This window comes from Xanthomonas sp. LMG 12460, from assembly GCF_009192895.1.
GTDB classification, from domain to species: Bacteria; Pseudomonadota; Gammaproteobacteria; order Xanthomonadales; family Xanthomonadaceae; genus Xanthomonas_A; species Xanthomonas_A sontii.
In genome coordinates, this window is record NZ_NKUH01000094.1 from 1 (window position 1) to 21555 (window position 21555).

The following is a 21555-nucleotide window of genomic DNA, read 5'->3' on the forward strand; positions in this document are numbered from 1 at the left end:
GCAGGTCATCGCCATCCCGCTCTTTCCGCTGACCCTGCTCTACGGCCTGATCCGCTGGGCCAGTTTCCACATCAAGAGCAAGCCCGTATGGCCGCCTGAAGTGCTGGCCAGCGTGGGCGGCGCCCCCTTGCGCGGCAGCGCGCTGGACGCTTGGCGCCATGTCGTGCCGGACCGCGCAGCAGGGGTTGCCTCGCGGCTGCCTGCGAGCGCGTCAGCCTCGGGCGCGACACGCTCAGCGTGAATAAGTCAGGCTTAAAAAAACCAGCGAAGCGGTTCGGAGTCGCCGATATCGGTCACGACGACCACCTAGAGGAGATGCGGCACGAGGACGAGATCGACGCGGGCCACATCGCACTCAAGTGGTGCGAAGGTCGGGGGCAGGCGCCGGTACTGCGCCAAGCACCTGTTGGCGGCCTGCGAGCATTCGGCGACTACGGAAGAACCCGTTGTGCTGACTGTCGATTAAAGCCATGTAGTTCCGCCACCGTGGATGAGAAGTCACTCAATCCGGAGTAACTTGCAGATCGACACAAATCGCCATCGGGTCAGAGTTGCGTTTCGTCAACGGGCTGATTCGCGGTTTTCCTCAGCTCTTGCAAATGAGCAAACCCTGCCGCTTCCGCGAACTGCGGCAGCTTCCAGATCGCCCCATTGACGCCCCAGGTGCCATCGGCGACCTCATGCAGGATCACCGAGGTGGCAAGCCGGCGGCTGTCGTGTGCCGGCAGCGATCGATGAAACGCCTGGTGCAGCGTCTGTACGTACAGTGCTCGTGCTGCGTCGTCCAGAACGCCGGCGGGCAGATAGACCAGGGCTACGCAGGGCAGCATCTGCGCCGTGACGTCGGCACCGCCACAGGTCCACGCCCCAGCCTCGATTTCCTCGATAAGCACCCAGCACAGCATGCGCTTGCGCGGTTCTGCTGGAATCTGCTCGGCCAGTGCGGCCGCATCGGTGATGCTGCGCACGAGCGCTGCGCGTGCTTCGCCGGGGTAGGAGTCCTTGGGAATGCGGACGAGGATGTTGGGCATGGTGGTTCCTTGCAACTGTTTGGACACCGCCATTGCACCCTGACGGTCGCTAAACTACGAGTGTCCATTTAGACATCTTTCCAGCGAAATCAGCCATGCAGGACTTCACCATTCTCGTCATGCCCGGCGCTTATGCGGCCAGCGTTGCACTCACGCAGAACATGCTCGAGGCTGCAGCGGCATTGGCGCCGCGCTGCAAGCTGCCACCTCCGAGGTGGCGCGTCGTGTCACCCGATGGCGGGACGGTGGCGCTCTCAGGCGGGATGAACATTGGCACCGTGCGACTGCCTGCGCGTGCGCCTGCCGACACGTCCACCTGGATCGTGCCGGGGCTCGGCGTGGACGGCCCTTGCGATGTGGCATCCCGCTTGTGCAGTCCGTCTGCCCAAAAGGCTGCTGTGCGCTTGGCGCGGCATGTTGCCGTTGGCGGCACGGTGGCCGCTTCGTGTTCTGCTGTCTTTCTTCTGCAGGCCGCAGGCCTACTACGAGGGCGCCGCGCCACGACATCGTGGTGGCTGGCATCCGAGCTGCGCAGACTCCAGCCCGATTGCAAGGTGGACGCCGATCACATGGTGATCCGCGACGGCCCAGTGGTGACCGCGGGTGCGGCGTTCGGACAGATGGACCTCATGCTGCACCTGATCCGGGTGCGCTTTTCGGCCGCCTTGGCAGACGCAGTGGGCAAGGTGCTCCTGGTCGATGCCCGACAAGCACAATCGCGATTCATGGTGCCATCCATGCTGTCGGGCGGAAACGAACTGATCGGACGCCTGACCGAGTTCATCGAAATGGCGCTGCCCCATCCGCCCAGCGTCAGCGGGTTGGCGGATGCGTTTGCCATGTCGCAACGCACGCTGGCGCGGCATGTGCGCTCCGCAACCGGCCAGAGCCCGCTGTCGTTGATTCAGGCCGTTCGCCTGAACCGGGCACGGCTGCTGATCGAGAACAGCCGGATGCCCGTGGAGCAGGTGGCGCAAGAGGTGGGGTACCTCGATGCGACTGCACTGCGGCGCTTGATGCGTCGAGCGGCCGGCGCCAATCCAAGCGCCTTCCGCGCTGGCGCCACTTGGCTATGACCATCGCGACATGTTCCGACCTGGATTGGATGCAGAAGAGGCACACGTGACGACGAAGCTCGACGATCTCAAAACCCAACTCGCCCGCCCGGGTGTCATCCTGGAGATCGGCGGATTCCGGCCGCCCGACGATCCACTGGCGAGTTGGTTCGGCCGCGTGAACGTCTGCGCGCCGGACGAGACATGGCCGGAGACGGCGGGACGGCCGATGCATGCGCTCTGTCAGATCAACGTCAGCGACCTGCCGCTGCGGCCGGCCCGCCTCGCGGATATCACACTGATTACGGTGTTCATCGGTCCCGATACGCTCCCGGTCGATACGCCCAACGGGGAAGGGTGGTGTCTGCGGGCCTACAAGCGGCTCGATGGACTGGTCCCGCTGGCGCCACGTCACACCGATTCGCCCATCAGCGCATTTCCGATGCGGCCGCATGTCTTTCATGACGACTACCCGTGCTGGGAGGATGCGCCGATGGATCTGCCAGCAGACATCGAAGCGCACTACCACGATCTCTTCCGGAACCTGGATGGCTTCAAGCTGGGAGGATGGCCGACGCTGATCCAGGCCGAGATCTTCTGGGCGCCCTTCAAACGCCATCCCGCGTCGCCGGAATTCGTCTTCCAGATCGACTCCACGGACAAGGGCCGCTGGATGTGGGGCGACGGCGGCGTCGGCTACTTCGGCCGCGGAACCGCGCCCGAGAAGGAGGACGAGTGGGCGCTTGCGTGGCAGTGCTATTAGACTCGCCTGCTGGAGATGGAAAAGAGGGCACAGAGTGTGCTTTGTTGACTGCGACACCCTTGAAAGTTCACTCTGACACAAGTTCTACCTTTGGCCTTGACTCATCGTGGAGCTGGCGAATTCAAAACTTCTAGGATTCGGTGTCTACCGTGATGGTGGATCGCTCAGCCTTTCCTTTAGAACAGCCGATGGCACTGAATGTGAGTTGACATTCAAAGTCAATTTGGCGCCACCAGCGTACAAGCCCAATGGCTATGTCCGAGCCCTGCTCTATGAGTACACCCTAACCAGCCGTGCAGATCCGATTACCGGCATGACCGGGTGCGGAGAAAAAGTTGAGCACCGATCCATAACGTGGCAGGAGGCAGCAATACTTTTGAAATACTTTCAACCACAAGTCTCTGTCCTTTCGACCGAGTATTCATGGGTATATCCTGAAATGGTACGTGCTGCGGACTTGAATGGACTGGCAGAATAAATCGGAAGATCTTATACGAAAAAATGGGCCTCTAATGGTCTTGCCTTGTGCGTGAAACTCCGAAAATTCACTCTTACTGCCTTCAACGCATCCGTCAGCCATAACGAGTAAGAACATGAGCGTTTCTCTTTCGCCAGCGAAAATGTATGGGCATTGGACGCATTGCGATCCCAGAGTCTGCGAGTTCCAGCATGGGACAACAATGATCTACATCGAGAACAGCGAAGAATATCCTATGGGCAGAAGTTTGGAGGATGCTCAGAAGACCATTGATGTCGTCTTTGAAGAAGTCGATTACGCGTTAGCGTACGCTTCTGCTATATCTTCCGGACAGCACCAGGATTTTTGGAAGGCCGCAAACCGCATCAGCCTTAGGCAGAGACCGCTCATAGTCTACAGTGTTCGATATCCTTTAATTGGCGATTTTCCAGTTTATGAGATATCGTGGAATCCGCATTTTGAAGTTGAATATGGACTGGCTTACTCCGATGACTGGGTTGAGGAAGTGGTGCGTGTAGAGGTTCCAGATAGTAATGATTTCATTAAAGTTAGACGTCGAGCCCCTTACCAGTACGAGTATGTGCCGTAACTTCCGGTTAAAGCGAGAGCGGCCTCGCCAGTTGGATTAATTAAGAGGGGAAAAGTCGCGGGCGCACTTTCTCTGTACTAGGATGTCTGGGAATTTCTCGTATCCGACGCCCTGAGACCACCATCGGCAAGCCACGCAACAATGCGCGTCAGCTCCTGGAGAGACCATATGAAAAAGCATCTCGCTGTGCTGCTGCTGATCGTGGGCCTGGTCTGCAGCGCGTCCGCGCTCACCCAATCCTCCAAGTCCCCATTGCTCGGAAAATGGGTACTCGATGTCGCGAGCATGCCGGCGCCGCCCGCGCAGCGGCCGAAGAGCGCCTCGCTCACCTACAGTGATGTGGGCAAGGGCAAGTGGCAGACGAATGCCGACATCGTCGGTGGTGATGGGCATGACATCCATGCCGTCGCCATTTATCCGCTAGACGGAAACGCAGCCCCAAGCAAAGGCTACCCGACGGTCGACACCACGGCCGTATGGCTGCCGGCACCCAACGTGATGGTCGCCGCGTTCTACTTGAAGGGAATGCCACGCACCACGCGCACCTACACCGTCGCCCATGACGGCAAGACGATGACCGAAACCGTGGTCTGGTTGAACATCAACGGCGAACCCGCGATCACGATGAACCGCTTCAACCGCGCGGAGCAACAATGACGTGTTGGTGGCGTTTGCCGTAGCGCTGCGCTGGCGGCTGCGGTATAAGGCCGAGCAACAATCTAGGCCACTTACGTGCCACGACGACCACCTCCAGGAAATGAGACACGAGGACGAGACTGGCGCGGACCCGTCGCACTCAAGTGGGGCGAAGGCAGGGCTGGCGCCTCTACTGCGCCAAGAACGTGTTGGCGGCCTGCGAGCACTCGGTGGTCACTGAAGAGCCGGTCGTGGTGAATGTCGACTAGGACGGGAGGCGTCGGGCACTTCCACAATCTGACAGTCCTCCGCACGAGCTCGCATCAAGGCTAAACAACATGTCAAACAGTCATCTCTCGACCCGTCATCTCGACGCGCTGAAGGAACAGCTACGGGAACTGAAGGAAGCACAACCGCCACATCCTTGGCGCGAAGTAGCGACTATTGCTGTCGCCGGTTTGCACTCCATCGGATTCGATATGGAATCCGAATATCTGCTTGTTGTTTCAAGCGTCGGCCGGGGAGTCATCGACTGTCATGCCGGGCAGAAGGTGGCACGAGACTATGAGGAGAACTACGAGCGGGAGGAATTCCTGGAGGCCAATGGCATTGGCCCACTTCAAGGAAAGAAAATTCGTACATCTGGCTTGCCGGGTGGAGGCCTACCCCTTGGTACATCCGATGGTTGGCATATTGAACTGGTAACCCTCGACTGGCCCATCAGGGAGATTATTCTCGTAGAGCCTTTTTCATCTCTCTACGGCGCCCGGTACGGAAAGCCGGCGATCTTTCATAAGATCTATGCGACGTACGAGTTGAGAGCTATTGGATTTTCGTACACGGGCAAGACGCTTGTCATTGCCACGTCAAGCGATATCGTGATCTTCTCAAGAGGTGGAAGCTGACATCCCCATTTCCTAGAAAATGAGGATATCGGCACGGATAACCTCGATCCACCAAACTCGCTGTTGGCATCGATCCATCAACATCTGCCCCCCCATGACCACATTCCAATTCCAACCCCGCTGGAAGGAAGAACTCGTCTGCACTGGCCCGGGCGGCGAGTTCGTGCTGGATTTCCCGATGGGTGTGCCCACGGTTTACGTGCCCACCGAGCATGCCTGGGCGCAGAGTGCACCTGCATGGGCGCGCGATCTGTGGCCGGTGTTCAAGGCCGAGTTGGAGGCCTGGTGCCAGGCGCGCGACGTGCAGTTCTTCCTGGATGGATCGGCCAAGTGCTACGGAACCACTGCCAAGGCCTAGGTGAACACGCTGACAGCAGGCGGATGCGCGTGGCTTGGTGTCCTGGCGCGCCATCGCAGCAAGGTCTCCAATGAGTCAGAGTGCAGAGCGCGCTGAAGCGACGAACGTCCCGCTGTATCACCTGATCACGCCGGAATCGCACGAGGTGCTCGGCCCGTGGGCGGATGCGTTTCCGGCGTATACCGTGGTGGTCGGCTATTCGAGTCTCGGTCACTTCTTTCTGCATGATCCGGCCAGCCAGGATTACGCGGTGCTGCATCCGTTCAAGGCTGCCGGCAAGTCGTATGGCGCGCATGCCTCCACCGCGGCGTTCGAGGCGGCCATCCTGCGCGATCCGGGCTTCGAGGAGTATGTGTTGCGCGGCGAACACGTGCGGGCGATCGCGGCGCGTCTTGGCCCGTTGAAGCTCGGGCAGATCTATATCCCGCAACCGTATCCGACGCTGGGCGGAACGGAAGCGCCCGAGACGTACGACAAGGGCGATGTATGGGTCTTTGCGGACCTGGTCGCGCAAAGCGTGGGGTTGTGACGCAAACTGGAATGAAGCCGCGGGAGGCGATCTTCTAGCGAGAACCCAGGCGGCATTGGATCGCCGCCTGGATCAAACGCAACGCCAGCACCGCAGAGGCCGCGCCTCAGCGCTTCGCCGTCTTGCGCCGGTACACGCCATTGAAGCTGACGTTGGCGCCGCCGCACTCCAGGTTGTCCGAGGCCACCAGCAGGTCGCCGACCAGCTGCAGGCGGACCTTGCAGTCGTCCTGGGTGAGTTCCAGCCGATTGCCATCCGGAAAGCCGCGCGCGGTCACGGCGCCAAGGTGCGGCCCACCAGGCGCTTGATCTGGGGTCGGGTTGGCGCTGGGCCAGTAGGCATCGCCGTTGGCGGTGATGGTGCCGTCGCCGTTGGCGATCAGCTGCAATTCGTTGTCGCCGTCGTGCCACTGGCCGACCCAGGCCTGCGGCTTCGGGGCTGCAGTCGCCGGCAGTGGCTGCACGCTGGACGCCGCCACCCAGCCGGCGCTGCCGCCGACCTTGTTGGGGTAGAACGCGCAGACGAAGCCGCCCTGGCGCTGCGCCAGGATCACGGTGTCGTCCTTGACCACATAGGCGCGCTGCCGGCACGCGGCCTCGCCTTTGGCCGGGCAACCGTCGTCGTCGTTGAGCAGGTACAGGCGCGGCACTGCGACCTTGGCGAGCGAGAACCCGGCCGTACTCATGGGGAAGCCGCCGTTGCGGCACATCGCCGTGTCCTCGTCCGGCGCCGCGTAGGCCAGTGCGGGAACCGCCAACAAGGCGAGCAGCCAGGTCTTGTGCATCACAGTCGCTCCAGAGGTGGGGCAATAGTGTGGTGCATGCCGGGTGAACTGGTGGCGAGCGAATCAGTAAGTGAGGACATCATGCTGCCCGCCGGACACCGTCGCCGTGGTGCGTGGCGTGGCCTCCCGTAACCCATGCGCGCCGGCCAGCCGCAGCGACGCCGAGGAACACCTCGACCAGTAAGGTGGCTGCCATCAGGCACGCCGCGGGGATACCTTGCCGCGGTCCAGATTTCAGAGGGTGGTGGAATGGCAGTGAAGTACCGGGCGGGCGATGTCTTCGCGATCCCGTCGGATGCGGGAACGTACGCGCCTGCCAAGTGCTGTGGGCGCCGCGGGGCGACTATCGCAAGGTGGTCGGCTTCTGTGTGCTGGAACAGCAGGCATCGGAACCGACGCTTGGCGCGTCGCCGACACGGCCGCTGCCGGTGCGCGATGGCGACAAGGACATCCGGTTGCTGTTCACCGGCACCCAGAAACTCAGGAGCGGCGAATGGCAGATCGTCGGCCGCGCGCCGCTGCCCGACGACGCCAGGGAGTTGCTGACCTTCCACATCGCCGGCGCCTTGCACGAAGGCGACACCTTCGTGCGGATGCTGTCGGTGGACGAGTACGCGCGCTATCCGTCGATGTCGGTGCTCGGATTCGAACTGGTGCAACGGCTGCTGAGCGAGAGCCGCTGATCGGGGGCGTGGGCCGTTGACGGCCAGTGGCCGCTCGGCGAGCATCGCATGCAGCCTCGGCGCAGGGGCGTGACCAACGCCGCACATCACTTCTGTCTGGATCAGGTGACACCATGCCCGCAAGCCTGTTGACCGAGGTCGTCCTGCGCCCGCTGGTCGAGATCGTCCTCTACGGTCTGTGCTATGTCGTCGGCATGCTCGTGGTACCGACGTTCTCGTTCGGTTACTACAGTGTCGAACCGTGGAGCAGCAAACGGCGCAGCAAATCCGGCAAGCGCAGCGCGTACCTGGCCCCACGCGTGGTCTCGGCCGACGCGGCGGCCTTCTGGGGCGGGTTTGCCCTGGTGGGCTTTGGGCTGTTGGGCTATGCGCTGTGGAGCGCGGCGGGCGCTTAACCTCGAAGCGGCTGCACCGCGCTACGCTCCCTGGCCTTGGACTGCAAAGGATTGCACCGATGCCATATTCCGGCACCTGCTTCATCACGCGACACACGCTGTCGGCGCTGCGCGATCAGATTCACCAAAGGCCCGAACTGGTGATGGTGCTCGAAGGCTTGATCGAGGTGGAAGAGGAGCACTTTCCTGATCCACCGATCTACGCTGCGCTGTCGCATCTGGCGCAATGCACGGCATGCCAGGCCTGGAGCGCGCTCTGGCTGGAGGCGCAGTTTCCCGAGAGCGGGGCGTGGCGCGAGCGCGTCGCTCGCTACTGCTGCTTCAGCATGTTCGAGGCAGTGACCAAGCCGGACAGGGTGGTGCGGATCGGGTTCGAGTTGTTCCGTGGCGAGGATCCGACCTGGTACCTCAATGACGCGATCTGTGTGCAGTTCTGTCCGTGGTGCGGGCAGCGCCTGCCCGATCGTCCGTTCGAGCCGGATCTGGAGCCAGAGCCGGAGCCAACACCATGACGCGGTGCCGCCGCCGCGTCGCGGCCGTTTCAGTGCAACCGCGACAACCGCCGCCCGCCCTGTGGATGGCGTGGCGCTGCGATCGGTCTCAGGGCGTCTCTGGGCGCGCGTGCTGTCTACGGCGGATGCGATGAGTTGTCATGCAGGCATGCTGCAATGGATCTGGCCGGTTGCGGCGATGGCGTCCGGCTCCGGTCGCCGGCGCTGCGAGCATCGAACGCACAGCGCCGCGTCCACGTGCCGCAGCGACTGCACCGGGCCGCATGACGCGCGGCGCCGCTGTCCACCTGGACCGCCGCGCGTGCGTTACCCTCCGGGACCGCCCATCCGCGCCTGCGCGCCATGACGCAGCCGCGCCGATGCGAGTGTCCGCCCCCCGATCGTTCGAGAGTCAAGCTGCCGCATGCATCCTGTCATCCATTTCCGCTCCCGCCTGCTCGAGGTGAGCGCCGAGCCGGAGAATCCCATCAATCCGATCCGCGGCAGCTCGCTGCTGGACTGGCTGCGCGTGCGTGTGGGCGAGGCCATGGTCCTGTCCGAGCCGGACCCGGAGGACTGGGGCTGGGCCTCCGAAGCGGAATGCCAGGGGCGCACCTACCTGGTCGGCGCCTACGCCGAGGAAGAGGTCGATGGCAACCATACCTGGATGCTGCAGATCGAGAAGGAGCGCTCGTTCTGGGAGCGGCTGCTCGGCCGCCATGCGATGCGCGACGACGATCCGTGCTTTGCGCGGCTGCATGCGCTGATCGCGGCGGAACCGCGGTTCACCGACGTGGTGGTGGAACGCGAATCCTGACCGCCGGTAGGGCTGCGCGACGCGATGGCGCGGACTGCAGCACACGTGCCATCGCGCTTGGGTATGCTCGGCGGTCCCTCTCCATCCGCGTGCCACCATGCCGATCCGTACCCTGTCGCTGTTCCCGTTGCTGCTGATCGGCACCTCGCCCGAGCTGATGGCGGCGCCCAGGCATTGCCTGCCGTATGGCCCGACTCAGGTCACCCTGTCCGGTATTCTGGCGCCGTCGCCCACCGACGCCGCCCCGCCTACTGTCCCGCACACGCATGCGCATCCGGACGCCGCTGCCGGTGCGGCAGCGACCCAGGAAGAGGTACTGATCCTGCCGCAGCCGCTGTGCGTGGCGGCGTCGGCGGATGGGCGCCAGCCGCGCTACGAGCAGGTGCGCCAGCTGCGGCTGGCGGTCACCGCGGACCAGGCCGCACACCTGCGCGAAGAAGGTGTCGGCCAGGTGGTGAGGGTGACCGGAACCCTGGCGCATGCGCCGATCGGGCCGGATGCACCGCCGCTGCGCTTGAGCGTGCTCGGGGTGGACAGCGACTGAAGGATGCCCTGGTGACGCGCTTTCGCTGCGATTTAGCGGCATGTGTCGTGGCCTTGTAGGAGCGGTTTCAGCCGCAACGGGCATTCCCGGTAAAGCCTGTCGCGGCCGAAGCCGCTCTACGTGGTTGGAGTTCCGGTGAAATCGGATGTCTCCTGTTACCTAGGCATCTGGTTGCTGAGGCCACGCCGGCCGCTGGCGCACGAGGCAGCGCTCGCATTGACGCCGCGCAGCCACTGGTCGAGGATCGCCATGCCGCATCTGGCGGCCCAAGGTGGCAACGATCCATGAGGGGAATGCGCGTTCTGTGTGCGATAAGTCTGTGGCTGAGCGCGTTCGCCGCCATCGCGGGCGAGTCGCCGGCGCGCACGGTCCAGACGTTCTATGCCTGGGCGATCGCGCCCAAGCACGCCGATGGCGACGTTGCGCAGGTGCGGCATCTGCTGGGGCGGGAACTGTTCGCGGCGCTGGAGGCGCAGCGCGCCTACGAGGCAGCCTGCGCCAAACTTGTGCCTGCAGACGTCAAGCCGCACATGCTCGACCAGAGCCCATTCTTCCTGTGGCCGGACCAACCGACGGCGCTGGTCTCGACGACCGCGCAAGTCGCCGGCGACACCGCGCAGGTGCGCGCCCGTCTGGCCATCGATGACCAGCAGTGGACGGATACGTTGGTGCTCGGTCGCCAGGACGATCGCTGGGTGATCCTCGACATCGCGTGGCAGGAAGGCACGCTCACCCAGCGCCTGGCCGCATTCGCCGCGCAGCGCTGCGCGCCTTGATGGCAACGACGCAGACGAGGGAAGGCGCGGTGGATGAGTTCGGTCGCCGCACCGCGTTCGACCTTGGCCTCGCTGTCTGCAACATGCGGTGAAGTGCGGACCCGCTCGGGCGATCGGGCAGCGTGTGCAGACCCAGGCATGTCCACGGCACGCACCTGGCGTGACGTGATGCGGTCACGCATCGTCGCGCCGTGGCCGCCGCGCCGTCATTGCAACGGCGGTGCAACACAGACGACATATCGTGCCGCGCTGCGCCACCGTATGGCGCATGCCGTCGCGGGCTGCTGCGCAAGCCGAACGGACTCGATTCTGCGCGCTCACAAGGATCCGACATGCTGCTCTCCTCTCTCTCCCCGCGGCCGCTGACCGCGCGCGCCGCGCCGGCCCGTACCCGCCTGGCGCAGGCCTGCGCCGCCCTGGTGCTGGCCTCGGTCGCCGCCGCCGCAGCCGCGCAGGACAGCGCGCCGTCGCTGGCCGGCAGCGAGACCCGCCCTGCCAACGCCGCCGGCACTGGCGATGCGGCGACCTCGCTGGACACCATCATCGTCACCGCCGAGCACCGCGAGCAAAACCTGCAGGAAGTGCCGGTGTCGGTGGGCGTGGTGCAGGGCGAGGCGATGCGCGACTTCACCGCTGGCGGCGACGACACCCTGCTGGCGCTGTCCGGCCGCGTGCCCAGCTTCTACGCCGAAACCACGACGGGCCGCATCTTCCCGCGCTTCTACATCCGCGGCCTGGGCAATATCGACTTCTACCTCGGTGCCTCGCAGCCGGTGTCGATCATTCAGGACGACGTGGTGCTGGAGCACGTGGTGCTGAAGTCCAACCCGGTCTACGACGTGGACCAGGTGGAAGTGCTGCGCGGCCCGCAGGGCTCGCTGTTCGGCCGCAACACCACCGCCGGCATCGTCAAGTTCGACAGCATCAAGCCCAGCGACGACTACACCGGCCGCGTCACCGCCAGCTACGGCAGCTACAACACCGTCTCGGTCGACGGCGGCATCGGCGGCCCGATCAACGACGTGCTGTCGTTCCGCGTGTCCACCCTGTACCAGCACCGCGACGACTGGGTGGACAACACCTACACCGGCCCGAGCGCCGACGGCACGGTCACCCCGAAGAAGGACGCGATGGGCGGCTACGACGACCGCAACGCGCGCCTGCAGCTGCTGCTGAAGCCGAGCGAGAACTTCTCCCTGCTCGGCTCGTTCCATACCCGCGACTACGACGGCACCTCCACGCTGTTCCTGCGCGGCGCGCTGCACAAGGGCTCGAACAAGGTCGACGTGCCGCGCGACCAGGTGGCCTACGACGAGGCCCACGACAACCCGCAGGCGTACAAGACCCATGGCGCCTCGCTGAAGGCGATCTACGACTTCGGCGGCGTCTCGCTGACCTCGATCAGCGCCTACGAGACCACCTCCGGCTACAGCCGCGGCGACACCGACGGCGGCGCCGCGGCCAACTTCCCGGTCAACGGCGTGCCCAACGGCTACGGCCAGTCGATGGGCCAGGTGCGCGACCTGGACCAGTACACCCAGGAACTGCGCCTGGCCAGCGAAGGCGACGCCCCGCTGCAGTGGCAGGCCGGCGCGTTCTACTTCGACGGCAAGGACACCACCGACTTCTACCAGCGCGCCTACTTCCTGCAGACCGCCGCGCGCAATCCCAACAACTGGGTGCGCCTGCACAACAGCAACACCTCCTGGGCCGGCTTCGGCCAGCTGACCTACAAGGTCACCGACGCGCTGACCCTGACCGCCGGCGTGCGCCAGACCCGCGACAGCAAGGAGACCAAGCTGCTCAAGACCGCCGACACCGCGGCCGGCGTGGTCACCTACAAGGGCCGGCGCGACGTGCGCCTGGCCGACACCCAGCCGAGCTGGGACCTGAGCGCGATGTACGAGATCAACCCGAACGTCAACGTGTACGCGAAGGTCGCCCGCGGCTTCCGCGGCCCGACCATCCAGGGCCGTTCGGCGGTGTTCAACTCCGACTTCACCACCGCCGATTCGGAAACCATCCTGTCGTGGGAAGCGGGCATCAAGAGCAACCTGTTCGACAACCACCTGCGCCTGAACGTCACCGGCTTCACCTACACCGTCGACGACATCCAGCTCAACGGCAACGACTCCAACGGCAACGGCGTGCTGTTCAACGCCGACAAGGCCAAGGCCTACGGCATGGAAGCGGATCTGGACTGGCGCCCGATCCCGAACCTGTCGCTGACCGCGGGCCTGAGCCTGCTGCACAGCGAGATCCAGGACAAGCGCGTGTATGCGCAGGTGTGCGGCCTGAACGGCGTGGTGGTGTGCACGGTGAAGGACCCGACCATCCGCATCGGCAACAACACCTTCGCCCAGATCGACGGCAACCCGCTGCCGAACGCGCCCAAGTACAACGTCAACCTGGCCGCGCGCTACGACATCCCGGTCAACGACGGCGGCGCCTTCTTCGTCGCCACCGACTGGAACAAGCAGGGCTACACCAGCTTCGTGCTGTACGACTCCACCGAGTTCACCTCCAACGGCAACTTCGAGGGCGGCCTCAAGCTGGGCTACACCGGCGACTACGGCGCATGGGAAGTGGCCGCGTTCGCCCGCAACATCACCAACGAGAAGAACCTCAAGGGCGTGATCGAGAACTACATGGCGGCCGTCTACAACGAACCGCGCATCGTCGGCGTCTCGTTCAACCTGCACTGGCACTGATCGCAGCACGTCGTAGCACCACGCCGGCAGCACCTGCCGGCGCCAGCGGGCGGGAGGGCGACAGTCCTCCCGCCCGTTTACGTTTTCGCAGCAGTAAATAGCCGGTAACTGTAGCCATGGCGATAGCCTTGCTGTTGCTGTTGCTGTTGCTGTTGCTGTTGTCGTGCTGTTGCTTGGCGTTGGCTCTTGCTTTTGCCTTGCCGGGTTCCCTTCCGAAGCGGCGGATGGACCGGGGAAAAACCCCGAAGGGGCGGCGCACAGGGACGTGCGCCGTTCGCGGCAGGGGCAGGATGCCCCTTCCGCGAATCCCCGGTGCATCCGCGGACCCGGAGCGCGCAGCGCGGAGGGCGCGTAGGCAGGGCGCGCTTGACCAGCCTTCGGCTGTGGTAAAGCGCTTCTTTTGGTTACCTTTTCTTTGCGCGAGCAAAGAAGTGCTTCTCAGCAGCCGAAGGCTGATCAAAGTAACTCGCCGCCAGGCGAAAGCCTTTGCTGTTGCTTCAAGCTTTACTGTTGGATGAGAAGAACCGTAGTAGCGAGTGGCTTCAGCCGCGACGCGCGACGCGCCAGCCTCGCGATGCCCCTGGGACGATGGCCCCCTGCATCGCGGCAGCCGCCGGTCACGGCGTCGGGACTGAAGTCCCTCCCACAACACGTCTCTGCGCGTGACGCATACGTTGGCGCGATGCCCATCCGCAGGAGCGGCTTCAGCCGCGACGGGCGTTCCCGGTAAAACCCGTCGCGGCTGAAGCAGCTCCTACGCTCCCAAGACCCCTGAGCAAACCTGCCACCCATCCCAAATCCCATGGCAGCCCCGCCCCCGCTCTGCTAAAGTCCGCGCCCAGCGCTGCCGCGTCCGGCAGCCAGGCACAGCCGCCGCCATGCCTTCAACCGTGAGTCTTTCGGGGGAAGTGGTGTATGCGCGTCGCGCGGTCCGTGTTGTCCTTCTGCGTGGTATCCGTCTTGCTGAGCTGGGCGCCGCCAACGCGCGCTGCCGGCGCCGATGCCGCGCCGCCTCCTGATCCCACCACCCTCGACCAGATCGTCGTCACCGGCGAGAAAAGCGGCCGCAGCGTGCAGGACACCACCAGCTCGGTCGCCGTTACTACCGAAGCGCGCATCGAGCAGGAGAACCTGCAGAACGCCTACGAGGTGTTCAACCGCACCGCCAACATGGCCCAGACCTACGGCGATGCCGGCTTCAGCATCCGCGGCATCCGCAACATCGACGGCGGCAGCGATGCGCCGCTGGCTACCATCTACCTGGACGGCGCCGCCCTGCCGTGGAAGGCGATCAGCTGGGCGCCGCTGAGCCTGTGGGACCTGCAGCAGGTGGAAATCCTGCGCGGCCCGCAGTCCACCCTGCAGGGCGAGAACGCCCTGGCCGGCGCGATCGTCCTGCGCACCGCCGAGCCGACCATGGACTGGCAGGGCAAGCTGCGGGTACTGGCCTCCGATCCCTCCGACCGCAGCGTGGCCGGCGCGGTCGGCGGCCCGATCGTGGCCGACGAACTGGCGTTCCGCGCCTCGGTGGAGCAGCGCAGCTTCGACGGCTACACCTGGAACCTCACCCGTCAGGCCGCCGACGACGCGCAGGTCTCGGCGATCTACCGCGGCAAGCTGCTGTGGACGCCGTCGGCGATCGCCGGGCTGAAGGTGCAACTGGGCTACACCCGCTCGCACCGCACCGGGCCGTACATGTACAGCTACGTGCGCACCGATTTGCCCGACTATTTCGGTCACCGCTACACCACCAACAACACCCCGGACCGCACCCGCAGCGACAGCGACATCGTCACCCTGCAGGCCGACTACGCGCTCTCCGACGCCTGGTCGTTGTCCTCGGTCAGCGCCTGGAACAAGGTCACCTCGTCCAGCATGTGGGACATGGACCATGGCCCGGACAACGCCGGCTACGCGCGGCGCCAGCTCGACGACACCACCGCCTCGCAGGAATTGCGCCTGCACTACGCCGGCACCGCGGTGCAGGGCCTGCTCGGCGCGTACTGGGCGCGGCACGTGGAAGACAACGACGCGCAACTGCTGAACAACGTCGCCACGCCGACCACCACCATCGCCGGGCTGCTGCGCAGCGCCGGCTTCCCGGCCGCCACCGCCAGCGCGATCGCCACCCGCTACGCGCAGGCGCTGCCGGTGATTCCGGTCGACTACGTCAGCGCCAGCCCGACCCGCTCCAGCAACCGCGCGCTGTTCGCCGACGGCCAATGGCAGGTGGGCAGCGGGTTCTCGCTGCTCGGTGGGCTGCGCTACGACCGCCAGCGCTACGCCATGGCCTCCGACACCACCGCGGCCTTCGCCGGCCGCTATCCCGATCCGGCCGCCTTCGCCGCCAGCGGCACCGCGCTGTACCGGGCCATCGTCGCGATCAACCAGGGCGTGGCCGGCATCGTGCGCTCGGCCAACGGCGAGGTGGCCTGGAACACGCGCGACTTCGACGCGCTGCTGCCCAAGCTCGGCATGCGCTACGACTGGAACCCGGACCTGTCGACCAGCCTGGTGGTGCAGCGCGGCTACCGCTCCGGCGGCTCCAGCTTCAACTCGGCGCGCAGCCAGGCTTTCCCCTATGACCCGGAATACACCTGGAACTACGAAGCCGCGCTGCGCTCGCAGTGGCTGGACCGGCGCCTGACCCTCAACGCCAATGCCTACTACATCGACTGGAAGGACAAGCAGACCACCGCCTACTTCGGCCTCAACAGCTTCGACTTCAACACCGTCAACGCCGGCCGCGCGCATCTGTACGGGGCCGAGCTGGAGGCCAGCCACCGCCCCAATGAGGCCTTCGACTGGTACGGCTCGCTGGGCTATGCGCGCACCCGCTACGACAGCTTCGCCACCATCGCCGGCGCCTCGGTCATCGACTACGCCGGCCGTGAATTCGCCTACGCGCCGCACTGGACCGCGGCGCTGGGCGCCAACTGGCGCTTCGCCGAGGGCTGGCTGGCCAACCTCAACGCCAGCTTCCGCGACCGCGTCTACACCGACATCGGTGCCGGCGCCGTGCAACTGGCCTCGCGCACCGTGGTCAACGCCAAGTTCGGCTACGAGAACCTGGACTGGAGCGCGTGGATCTTCGCCAACAACCTGCTCGACCGGAACTACGTGCAGTACCGTTGGGCCACCGATCCGGTCGCGATCCTGGGCGCGCCGCGCGTGGTCGGCATCGGCTTCGAGGCGCGCTGGTGATGCTCGCCTTTGCCACCGCCGCCTATCTGCTTGCCGCCGCGCTGGCGGCGCTGGCCTTCTACCTGGCCACCGCGCACCAGCGGCTGCGTCCGGCCTGGCATCGACACGCGCGCGCGCTGCGCGTGGCCGGCACGCTGCTGTGCGTGGCCGCATTGGGTGCGGCGATTTCGGCGCTGGGCGTGTGGGCCGGCGTCTTCGCCGCGCTGAGCGCGACGATGCTTGCGGCGGTGGCCCTGCCGTACCTGGATGCGTGGCGACAATTGCACCGAGGGGCTGGCGATGTGGGTTAGGTGGCTGGCGGCGATCGTGCTGGGCCTGCCGCTGGCGGTGGGCGTCATCGGCTTGTGCGTGCTGCTGTGGCCGGGCGACCTGCAGGTGCACACGTTGCCCTGGCTGTTGCTGGTGTTCCCGCTGTGGGTCGGCGCGATGTCGCTGGCCTTCGTGTTCCGTAGCGGCGCGCGCGCGTGGCTGTGGCTGGGCGCTGCGACCGCACTGTGCTACGTGGCGCTTTACCTGCTCAAGGCCACCCACCTCGTGCAGGTGAGCGCATGAAGGCCGCGACCCTGCGCCAGTTCCTGTCGGCGCACAGCTGGATGGGCCTGCTCGCCGGCATGGCCTTGTTCATCGCCTTCTACGCTGGGGCGATCAACGTGTTCACCCACGACCTGGAGCAGTGGCCACGCCCGGCCGCGGTGCAGGCCCCGGCGTTGCCGCCGGAGCAGGCCGCGCAGGCGCTGGCCGATGCGGTGCTGGCGCGGCATCCGGCGCTGGCCGAGTCGTACACGCTGATGCTGCCCGGCGAGGGCCGCACGCAGCCGCAGTTGTTCGCGTTCGGGCCGGCCGCGCAGCAGGCCTTCGGCGGCATGGTGCAGTTCCAGCCCGGTGCCGACGGGCAGCCGGTGCAGCTGCCGCAGCGCAGCGGCTTCGTCGCGTTCCTGTACGACCTGCACTTCACTGCCGGGCTGCCGCGCACCTTCGGCACCTACCTGTTCGGCGTGGTCTGCCTGCTGTACGGGGTGGCCCTGGTCAGCGGCGTGGTGCTGTACGCGCCGGTGCTGCTCAAGGACCTGTTCGCGCTGCGCCGCGGCCGCAACGTCAAGCGCCTGTGGCAGGACGCGCACAACGCCATCGGCATGCTGTCGCTGCCGTTCCACGTGATCTTCGCCTGGTCCGGCGCGGTGCTGACCCTGGGCGTGCTGCTGCTGGCGCCGTTCCAGTACCTGGTGTTCGACGGCAAGCTGATGCAGGTGCTGCAGCCGGACTTCGAACTGGCGCCGCACGTGCAGCCCGCGCACGTGCCTGCGCCGATGCTGCCGGTGGCCGAGCTGGTGGCACGGGCGCGCGCGGCCAATCCCGGCTTCGTGCCGGAGAGCCTGTCCTTCCACGATGCCGGCGACGCCAATGCGCAGGTGGAGCTCTACGGCCACCAGGAGCAGCGCCGGCTCAACACGCTCGGCGGCGTGGCGCTGCGCGCGGCCGACGGCAAGGTGTTGCGGGTGCTGTCGCCGCAGACCATGTCGCCGGGCGTGGCCGCGCTGCGCGGCCTGCAGACCCTGCACTTCGGCGACTACGGGCGCTGGCCGCTGCAGTGGCTGTACTTCCTGCTCGGGCTCGGCGGCGCGTTCCTGTTCTACAGCGGCAACCTGCTGTGGGTGGAAGCGCGGCGCAAGCGCCGCCAGGTCGCGCAGCCGTTGCGCACCCACGTCATGGCGCGGCTGACCACCGGCGTCTGCCTGGGCTGCGTGGCCGGGGTGTCGGCGCTGTTCGTGGCCGCGCGCCTGTTGCCGCCGGGGATGGAGCGCTGGGCGTACTACGCCGTGTTCGCGCTCGGCGTGGCCTGGGCGCTGTTGCGGCCGACCGCGCGCGGCGCCTACGAACTGCTGCTGGCCTGTGCGGTGCTGACCGCGCTGGTGCCGCTGGCCGGGTTGCGCGGCGCCGCCGGCTGGGTGGCGCCGTGGAGCAGCGGGACGCTGCTGGCCATCGACGCCTGCGCGCTGGCGCTGGCCTGGGCCTACTGGCAGATGGCGCGCGCCGCGTATCGCCGCGGGCAGGGCGGCGATCCACACAGCGTGTGGGCGTTCCCGCCGCCGCGCTGACGCTCGCCCTGCCGTGCCAAGGCGGCGCGGCAGGGCGCTGCTGTCACGCAACCGATCGTCCCAAAAGTGGACAATCACGCGCCGGTGCTTTTTCATGGTCTCGACGTGGGCACCGCAGCGTCCGCGCGAAACCGAATCGGGTGACACGATTTGATGTGACCTGATACGCACTTCGCGCCGCGTTGCCGTCGACAGGGGACTGCATGCACGAGCGTTACCAGGAGCCACACGACGCACCGCCGGGCGAGGCCTACGCGGCGCAATTGCGCAAGGGATTCGCCGCGCTGCGTTTCGATCCTCCGCTGGAACGGGCGTACCGCCACTACACCGCCGCCACGCTGGGCTTCGCGCAGCGCGTGGCGGCCTCGCTGGGCGTGTTGATCGCGCTGCTGCTGCTGGGCTGGGACGCGGTGCATTTCGGCTGGCGCGGCGGCGGCCTGCTCGGCTATGCGGTGGCGGTGCGCGTGGCGACCCTGCTGGCGCTGCTGTGGGTGGCGGCGGCGATCCATCGCGCCGACACGCACGGCCCCGGCCGCGCCGCGCTGTTGCTGCTGGTCGGCGGCACCGGGCTGGTGCTGTCGAGCATCGGCTACCCGCCGCAGGAACTGCGCTATGCGGCGGCGGTGATGACCCTGGTGATCGTGGCCGGCTTCTTCCCGTTGGGCATGGCGTTGTGGCAGAGCGTGGCGGTGGCGCTGCTGCTGTGCGCGATCAGCGCCGTGGCCGGCCATCTGCTGCTGGAGGGCGCGGCGCACGATGCCTACCTGCGCCTGCAGTGGCTGCTGTGGACCGCGGTGCCGGTCGGTGCGGCCGGCGGCTACCTGCGCGAACACTCGCGCCGCGAAGGCTTCCTGCAGCGGCGGGTACGCGACGACGAGGCCTTGCGCGACGCGCTCACCGGCCTGGGCGACCGCCGCCGCTTCGACGAACACCTGGCGGTGGCGCTGGCCGAGCGCGGGCGCCTGCAGCGCGGGCTGGCGCTGATCCTGGTCGAACTCGACGGCTTCGCCGCACTGAACCAGCGCAGCGGCGCCGGCGCCGCCGACCGCGCGGTGCTGGAGGTGGCCGAGGCCATGCAATGCCTGCTGCGGCCGCTGGACGTGGCCATGCGCATCGGCGCCGACCGCTTCGCGCTGGTGCTGTACGACGCCAGCGGCGCGCACCTGCGCCAGGTGGCGCCGGCGCTGCGCGACATGGTCGAGGTGATGGCGATCGCACAGGATGCGGCGGACGCGCAGGCGCTGACGGTCAGCGTCGGTGCGCTGCTCGCCACGCCGGAGGACACGCCGGCCACGCTGATGCAGCGCGCCGAGGCGCTGCTGGACGCCGCGCGCGCCGTCGGCAACCGCGTGGTGCTGGCCGAGGACACCGGTTGGTAGCGCGGTGATCCGGCGCACCAGCCCTCGCGACCGACGCCGCCGCAGCCGCCGCCACTGTGGGAGGAACTTCAGTCCCGACGCAGCACACCAACCGACCAGTGAAGCGCGCCTCTGCTTTCGACAGGCGCGCACGGGTGTTTCGTCACGGCCACGCGCGCCGCGCGCGGCGATCGTGGCACCGTCTCAGAACGTCCCCCGCTGCACGAACGGCACCTGCGCGTAGAGCTGGCGCTCGCCGCCGCGCGGGTCGTGCGCCAGGCGGCTGTCGGTGTCGAACAGCAGGGTTTCGCGCTGGGCCAGCGAGTACGGTGCCCAGCGTGGCAGGCCGGGGTGGTTGGGATCGCCGTGGCGGGCGAAGGCCAGCAACGCTGCGCTCATCGCATCGGCCATGCGCTGCGCGTCGGCGCCATCGCCGGTGCGCGATCCGGGCTGGCGGATGTTGTCGAACACCAGCGGGATGTCCAGGGTGTGGAAGGCGCCGAACTTGCCGCCGTCCAGTGGCGAACCCCAGTCCAGTTGGTAGACCCAGGTCGGCGCGCCCTGCCGCGCGCGCGCCTCGGCTTCCTCGACCGCGCCACGCCAGGAGCGGCCGGCGGTGGTGGCGGCGAAGAACACCTCGCTCGGCGTGTAGTGCGGATACAGCCGTCGGTACTCGGCGATCACCACCTGCGGCGACAGGTCCACGTACTGCTCCTGCGCCAGCTTGGCCGGCAGCGCGTCCCAGGTCAGCGCGAAGTTGGCCGGATCGTGGCCGAGGAAGGCGCGGGTCTCGTCGTGGGTGTTGCCGATCACCATCGGGATGCGCGCCGACTGCGGTGGCGCGTCCGGCCAGAACGGATGGCGGTGCAGCACCTGCGCATCCAGCACCGGGCCCAGGTACAGCGCGGTGTCCTCCGCGCGCGATGGATCGCGGATGCGGGTGGCCTCGAGCACGCGCTGCAGCGGCAGCGTGCGCAGCGCGTCCAGTTGCGATGGTTCCAACTGCAGCGCTTGCAGCAGCAACTGCGCGCGCTGGCTGGCCGCACGTGGCCCGGCGGCGGTGACCTGCTGCCCGCTCATGGTCCAGGCGCGGTGGAACAGGCCCTGCGCGGCCGGCATCGCCATCAGCGTGGCGATCTTGGCGCCGCCGCCGGACTGGCCGAACACGGTGACGTTGCCGGCATCGCCGCCGAACTCGGCCGCGTGCGCACGCACCCACTGCAGCGCCTGCACCAGGTCGAGTTGGCCGACGTTGCCGGAGGCGGCATAGGCGTCACCTCCGAATGGCGCCAGGTACAGATAGCCGAAGGCGTTGAGGCGATGATTGACGCTGATCACCACCACGTCGCCGC

At 66.5% G+C, this 21555-nt stretch carries 24 protein-coding genes; 21 read left to right on the top strand and 3 right to left on the bottom strand.

Annotated features, from left to right (window positions below; all coding sequences use genetic code 11):
- A partial coding sequence (locus tag CEK66_RS20425; RefSeq protein WP_226978658.1) for a hypothetical protein occupies positions 1-241 on the top strand: 241 nt, incomplete at its 5' end.
- A gap of 304 nt (positions 242-545) precedes the next feature.
- Here CEK66_RS20425 and CEK66_RS17270 read toward each other — a convergent pair.
- Positions 546-1031 carry a tautomerase gene (locus CEK66_RS17270; RefSeq protein ID WP_152237727.1) on the bottom strand — a complete coding sequence of 162 codons (486 nt, stop codon included), beginning with the start codon at positions 1029-1031 and terminating at the stop codon, positions 546-548.
- Positions 1032-1126: 95 nt separating this feature from the next.
- Between CEK66_RS17270 and CEK66_RS17275 the strand changes: the two genes are divergently transcribed.
- The 8 genes from CEK66_RS17275 to CEK66_RS17305 all read left to right on the top strand — a co-directional run bounded on the left by CEK66_RS17275 (position 1127) and on the right by CEK66_RS17305 (position 6344).
- The gene (locus tag CEK66_RS17275) at positions 1127-2107 is read left to right on the top strand and encodes a helix-turn-helix domain-containing protein (RefSeq protein WP_152237728.1); all 981 of its coding nucleotides are present in this window, start codon (positions 1127-1129) and stop codon (positions 2105-2107) included.
- Between the two features lie 46 nt (positions 2108-2153).
- Entirely contained in the window at positions 2154-2849 is a 696-nt protein-coding gene (locus tag CEK66_RS17280) for a DUF1963 domain-containing protein (protein WP_226978659.1), read from the top strand.
- 106 nt (positions 2850-2955) lie between these two features.
- Complete coding sequence (locus CEK66_RS20430; RefSeq protein ID WP_193312700.1) at positions 2956-3327, top strand: hypothetical protein; 372 nt, start codon at positions 2956-2958, stop codon at positions 3325-3327.
- Between the two features lie 115 nt (positions 3328-3442).
- Positions 3443-3916, top strand: coding sequence for a hypothetical protein (locus CEK66_RS17285; RefSeq protein WP_152237729.1), 474 nt, complete (start codon positions 3443-3445; stop codon positions 3914-3916).
- A gap of 168 nt (positions 3917-4084) precedes the next feature.
- Entirely contained in the window at positions 4085-4573 is a 489-nt protein-coding gene (locus CEK66_RS17290) for a hypothetical protein (protein WP_152237730.1), read from the top strand.
- Between the two features lie 317 nt (positions 4574-4890).
- Positions 4891-5457, top strand: coding sequence for a hypothetical protein (locus CEK66_RS17295; protein WP_152237731.1), 567 nt, complete (start codon positions 4891-4893; stop codon positions 5455-5457).
- Positions 5458-5551: 94 nt separating this feature from the next.
- Positions 5552-5815, top strand: a complete 264-nt coding sequence (locus CEK66_RS17300; RefSeq protein ID WP_152237732.1) for a hypothetical protein — start codon at positions 5552-5554, stop codon at positions 5813-5815.
- A gap of 70 nt (positions 5816-5885) precedes the next feature.
- On the top strand, positions 5886-6344 hold the full coding sequence (locus tag CEK66_RS17305; protein WP_226978660.1) for a T6SS immunity protein Tdi1 domain-containing protein: 459 nt from the start codon (positions 5886-5888) through the stop codon (positions 6342-6344).
- A 106-nt stretch (positions 6345-6450) separates the two neighbouring features.
- Here CEK66_RS17305 and CEK66_RS17310 read toward each other — a convergent pair whose 3' ends face one another.
- Positions 6451-7128, bottom strand: a complete 678-nt coding sequence (locus CEK66_RS17310; RefSeq protein ID WP_152237733.1) for a hypothetical protein — start codon at positions 7126-7128, stop codon at positions 6451-6453.
- 320 nt (positions 7129-7448) lie between these two features.
- Here CEK66_RS17310 and CEK66_RS17315 point away from each other — a divergent pair, with 320 nt between their 5' ends.
- From CEK66_RS17315 to CEK66_RS17370, 12 genes are all read left to right on the top strand, one after another.
- On the top strand, positions 7449-7811 hold the full coding sequence (locus tag CEK66_RS17315) for a hypothetical protein (protein ID WP_152237734.1): 363 nt from the start codon (positions 7449-7451) through the stop codon (positions 7809-7811).
- Positions 7812-7924: 113 nt separating this feature from the next.
- Positions 7925-8206, top strand: a complete 282-nt coding sequence (locus tag CEK66_RS17320; RefSeq protein ID WP_152237735.1) for a hypothetical protein — start codon at positions 7925-7927, stop codon at positions 8204-8206.
- A 59-nt stretch (positions 8207-8265) separates the two neighbouring features.
- Positions 8266-8718 (top strand): hypothetical protein, encoded by a 453-nt coding sequence (locus CEK66_RS17325; RefSeq protein WP_152237736.1) that lies wholly within the window; start codon positions 8266-8268, stop codon positions 8716-8718.
- 403 nt (positions 8719-9121) lie between these two features.
- Positions 9122-9514, top strand: a complete 393-nt coding sequence (locus tag CEK66_RS17330; RefSeq protein ID WP_152237737.1) for a hypothetical protein — start codon at positions 9122-9124, stop codon at positions 9512-9514.
- A gap of 97 nt (positions 9515-9611) precedes the next feature.
- Positions 9612-10058, top strand: coding sequence for a hypothetical protein (locus CEK66_RS17335; RefSeq protein WP_152237738.1), 447 nt, complete (start codon positions 9612-9614; stop codon positions 10056-10058).
- 293 nt (positions 10059-10351) lie between these two features.
- On the top strand, positions 10352-10834 hold the full coding sequence (locus CEK66_RS17340; protein ID WP_152237739.1) for a DUF3828 domain-containing protein: 483 nt from the start codon (positions 10352-10354) through the stop codon (positions 10832-10834).
- 332 nt (positions 10835-11166) lie between these two features.
- The gene (locus CEK66_RS17345; protein WP_152237740.1) at positions 11167-13545 is read left to right on the top strand and encodes a TonB-dependent receptor; all 2379 of its coding nucleotides are present in this window, start codon (positions 11167-11169) and stop codon (positions 13543-13545) included.
- A 948-nt stretch (positions 13546-14493) separates the two neighbouring features.
- On the top strand, positions 14494-16749 hold the full coding sequence (locus CEK66_RS17350) for a TonB-dependent receptor (RefSeq protein WP_226978661.1): 2256 nt from the start codon (positions 14494-14496) through the stop codon (positions 16747-16749).
- Entirely contained in the window at positions 16749-17039 is a 291-nt protein-coding gene (locus CEK66_RS17355) for a hypothetical protein (protein WP_152237741.1), read from the top strand. The genes CEK66_RS17350 and CEK66_RS17355 overlap by 1 nt, the downstream gene beginning before the upstream one ends.
- On the top strand, positions 17029-17301 hold the full coding sequence (locus tag CEK66_RS17360; RefSeq protein ID WP_152237748.1) for a hypothetical protein: 273 nt from the start codon (positions 17029-17031) through the stop codon (positions 17299-17301). The genes CEK66_RS17355 and CEK66_RS17360 overlap by 11 nt, the downstream gene beginning before the upstream one ends.
- A complete protein-coding gene (locus tag CEK66_RS17365; RefSeq protein ID WP_152237742.1) occupies positions 17298-18845 on the top strand; it encodes a PepSY-associated TM helix domain-containing protein in 1548 nt (515 codons plus the stop codon). Before CEK66_RS17360 ends, CEK66_RS17365 begins: the two co-directional genes overlap by 4 nt.
- Positions 18846-19048: 203 nt before the next feature.
- The gene (locus tag CEK66_RS17370) at positions 19049-20224 is read left to right on the top strand and encodes a GGDEF domain-containing protein (RefSeq protein WP_152237743.1); all 1176 of its coding nucleotides are present in this window, start codon (positions 19049-19051) and stop codon (positions 20222-20224) included.
- 183 nt (positions 20225-20407) lie between these two features.
- Here CEK66_RS17370 and CEK66_RS17375 read toward each other — a convergent pair.
- The coding region (locus CEK66_RS17375) for a carboxylesterase family protein (protein WP_152237744.1) at positions 20408-21555 on the bottom strand (1148 nt) is incomplete at its 5' end.

What these genes read in the sequence shown, in the direction of transcription:
- CEK66_RS17275 (WP_152237728.1), top strand. Translation starts at nt 1,127, where the DNA reads ATGCAGGACTTCACCATTCTCGTCATGCCCGGCGCTTATGCGGCCAGC.
- CEK66_RS17295 (WP_152237731.1), top strand. Translation starts at nt 4,891, where the DNA reads ATGTCAAACAGTCATCTCTCGACCCGTCATCTCGACGCGCTGAAGGAA.
- CEK66_RS17290 (WP_152237730.1), top strand. Translation starts at nt 4,085, where the DNA reads ATGAAAAAGCATCTCGCTGTGCTGCTGCTGATCGTGGGCCTGGTCTGC.
- CEK66_RS17310 (WP_152237733.1), bottom strand. Translation starts at nt 7,128, where the DNA reads ATGCACAAGACCTGGCTGCTCGCCTTGTTGGCGGTTCCCGCACTGGCC.
- CEK66_RS17355 (WP_152237741.1), top strand. Translation starts at nt 16,749, where the DNA reads ATGCTCGCCTTTGCCACCGCCGCCTATCTGCTTGCCGCCGCGCTGGCG.
- CEK66_RS17285 (WP_152237729.1), top strand. Translation starts at nt 3,443, where the DNA reads ATGAGCGTTTCTCTTTCGCCAGCGAAAATGTATGGGCATTGGACGCAT.
- CEK66_RS17370 (WP_152237743.1), top strand. Translation starts at nt 19,049, where the DNA reads ATGCACGAGCGTTACCAGGAGCCACACGACGCACCGCCGGGCGAGGCC.
- CEK66_RS17340 (WP_152237739.1), top strand. Translation starts at nt 10,352, where the DNA reads ATGCGCGTTCTGTGTGCGATAAGTCTGTGGCTGAGCGCGTTCGCCGCC.
- CEK66_RS17345 (WP_152237740.1), top strand. Translation starts at nt 11,167, where the DNA reads ATGCTGCTCTCCTCTCTCTCCCCGCGGCCGCTGACCGCGCGCGCCGCG.
- CEK66_RS17320 (WP_152237735.1), top strand. Translation starts at nt 7,925, where the DNA reads ATGCCCGCAAGCCTGTTGACCGAGGTCGTCCTGCGCCCGCTGGTCGAG.
- CEK66_RS17330 (WP_152237737.1), top strand. Translation starts at nt 9,122, where the DNA reads ATGCATCCTGTCATCCATTTCCGCTCCCGCCTGCTCGAGGTGAGCGCC.
- CEK66_RS17305 (WP_226978660.1), top strand. Translation starts at nt 5,886, where the DNA reads ATGAGTCAGAGTGCAGAGCGCGCTGAAGCGACGAACGTCCCGCTGTAT.
- CEK66_RS17270 (WP_152237727.1), bottom strand. Translation starts at nt 1,031, where the DNA reads ATGCCCAACATCCTCGTCCGCATTCCCAAGGACTCCTACCCCGGCGAA.
- CEK66_RS17335 (WP_152237738.1), top strand. Translation starts at nt 9,612, where the DNA reads ATGCCGATCCGTACCCTGTCGCTGTTCCCGTTGCTGCTGATCGGCACC.
- CEK66_RS17300 (WP_152237732.1), top strand. Translation starts at nt 5,552, where the DNA reads ATGACCACATTCCAATTCCAACCCCGCTGGAAGGAAGAACTCGTCTGC.
- CEK66_RS17360 (WP_152237748.1), top strand. Translation starts at nt 17,029, where the DNA reads ATGTGGGTTAGGTGGCTGGCGGCGATCGTGCTGGGCCTGCCGCTGGCG.
- CEK66_RS17365 (WP_152237742.1), top strand. Translation starts at nt 17,298, where the DNA reads ATGAAGGCCGCGACCCTGCGCCAGTTCCTGTCGGCGCACAGCTGGATG.
- CEK66_RS17325 (WP_152237736.1), top strand. Translation starts at nt 8,266, where the DNA reads ATGCCATATTCCGGCACCTGCTTCATCACGCGACACACGCTGTCGGCG.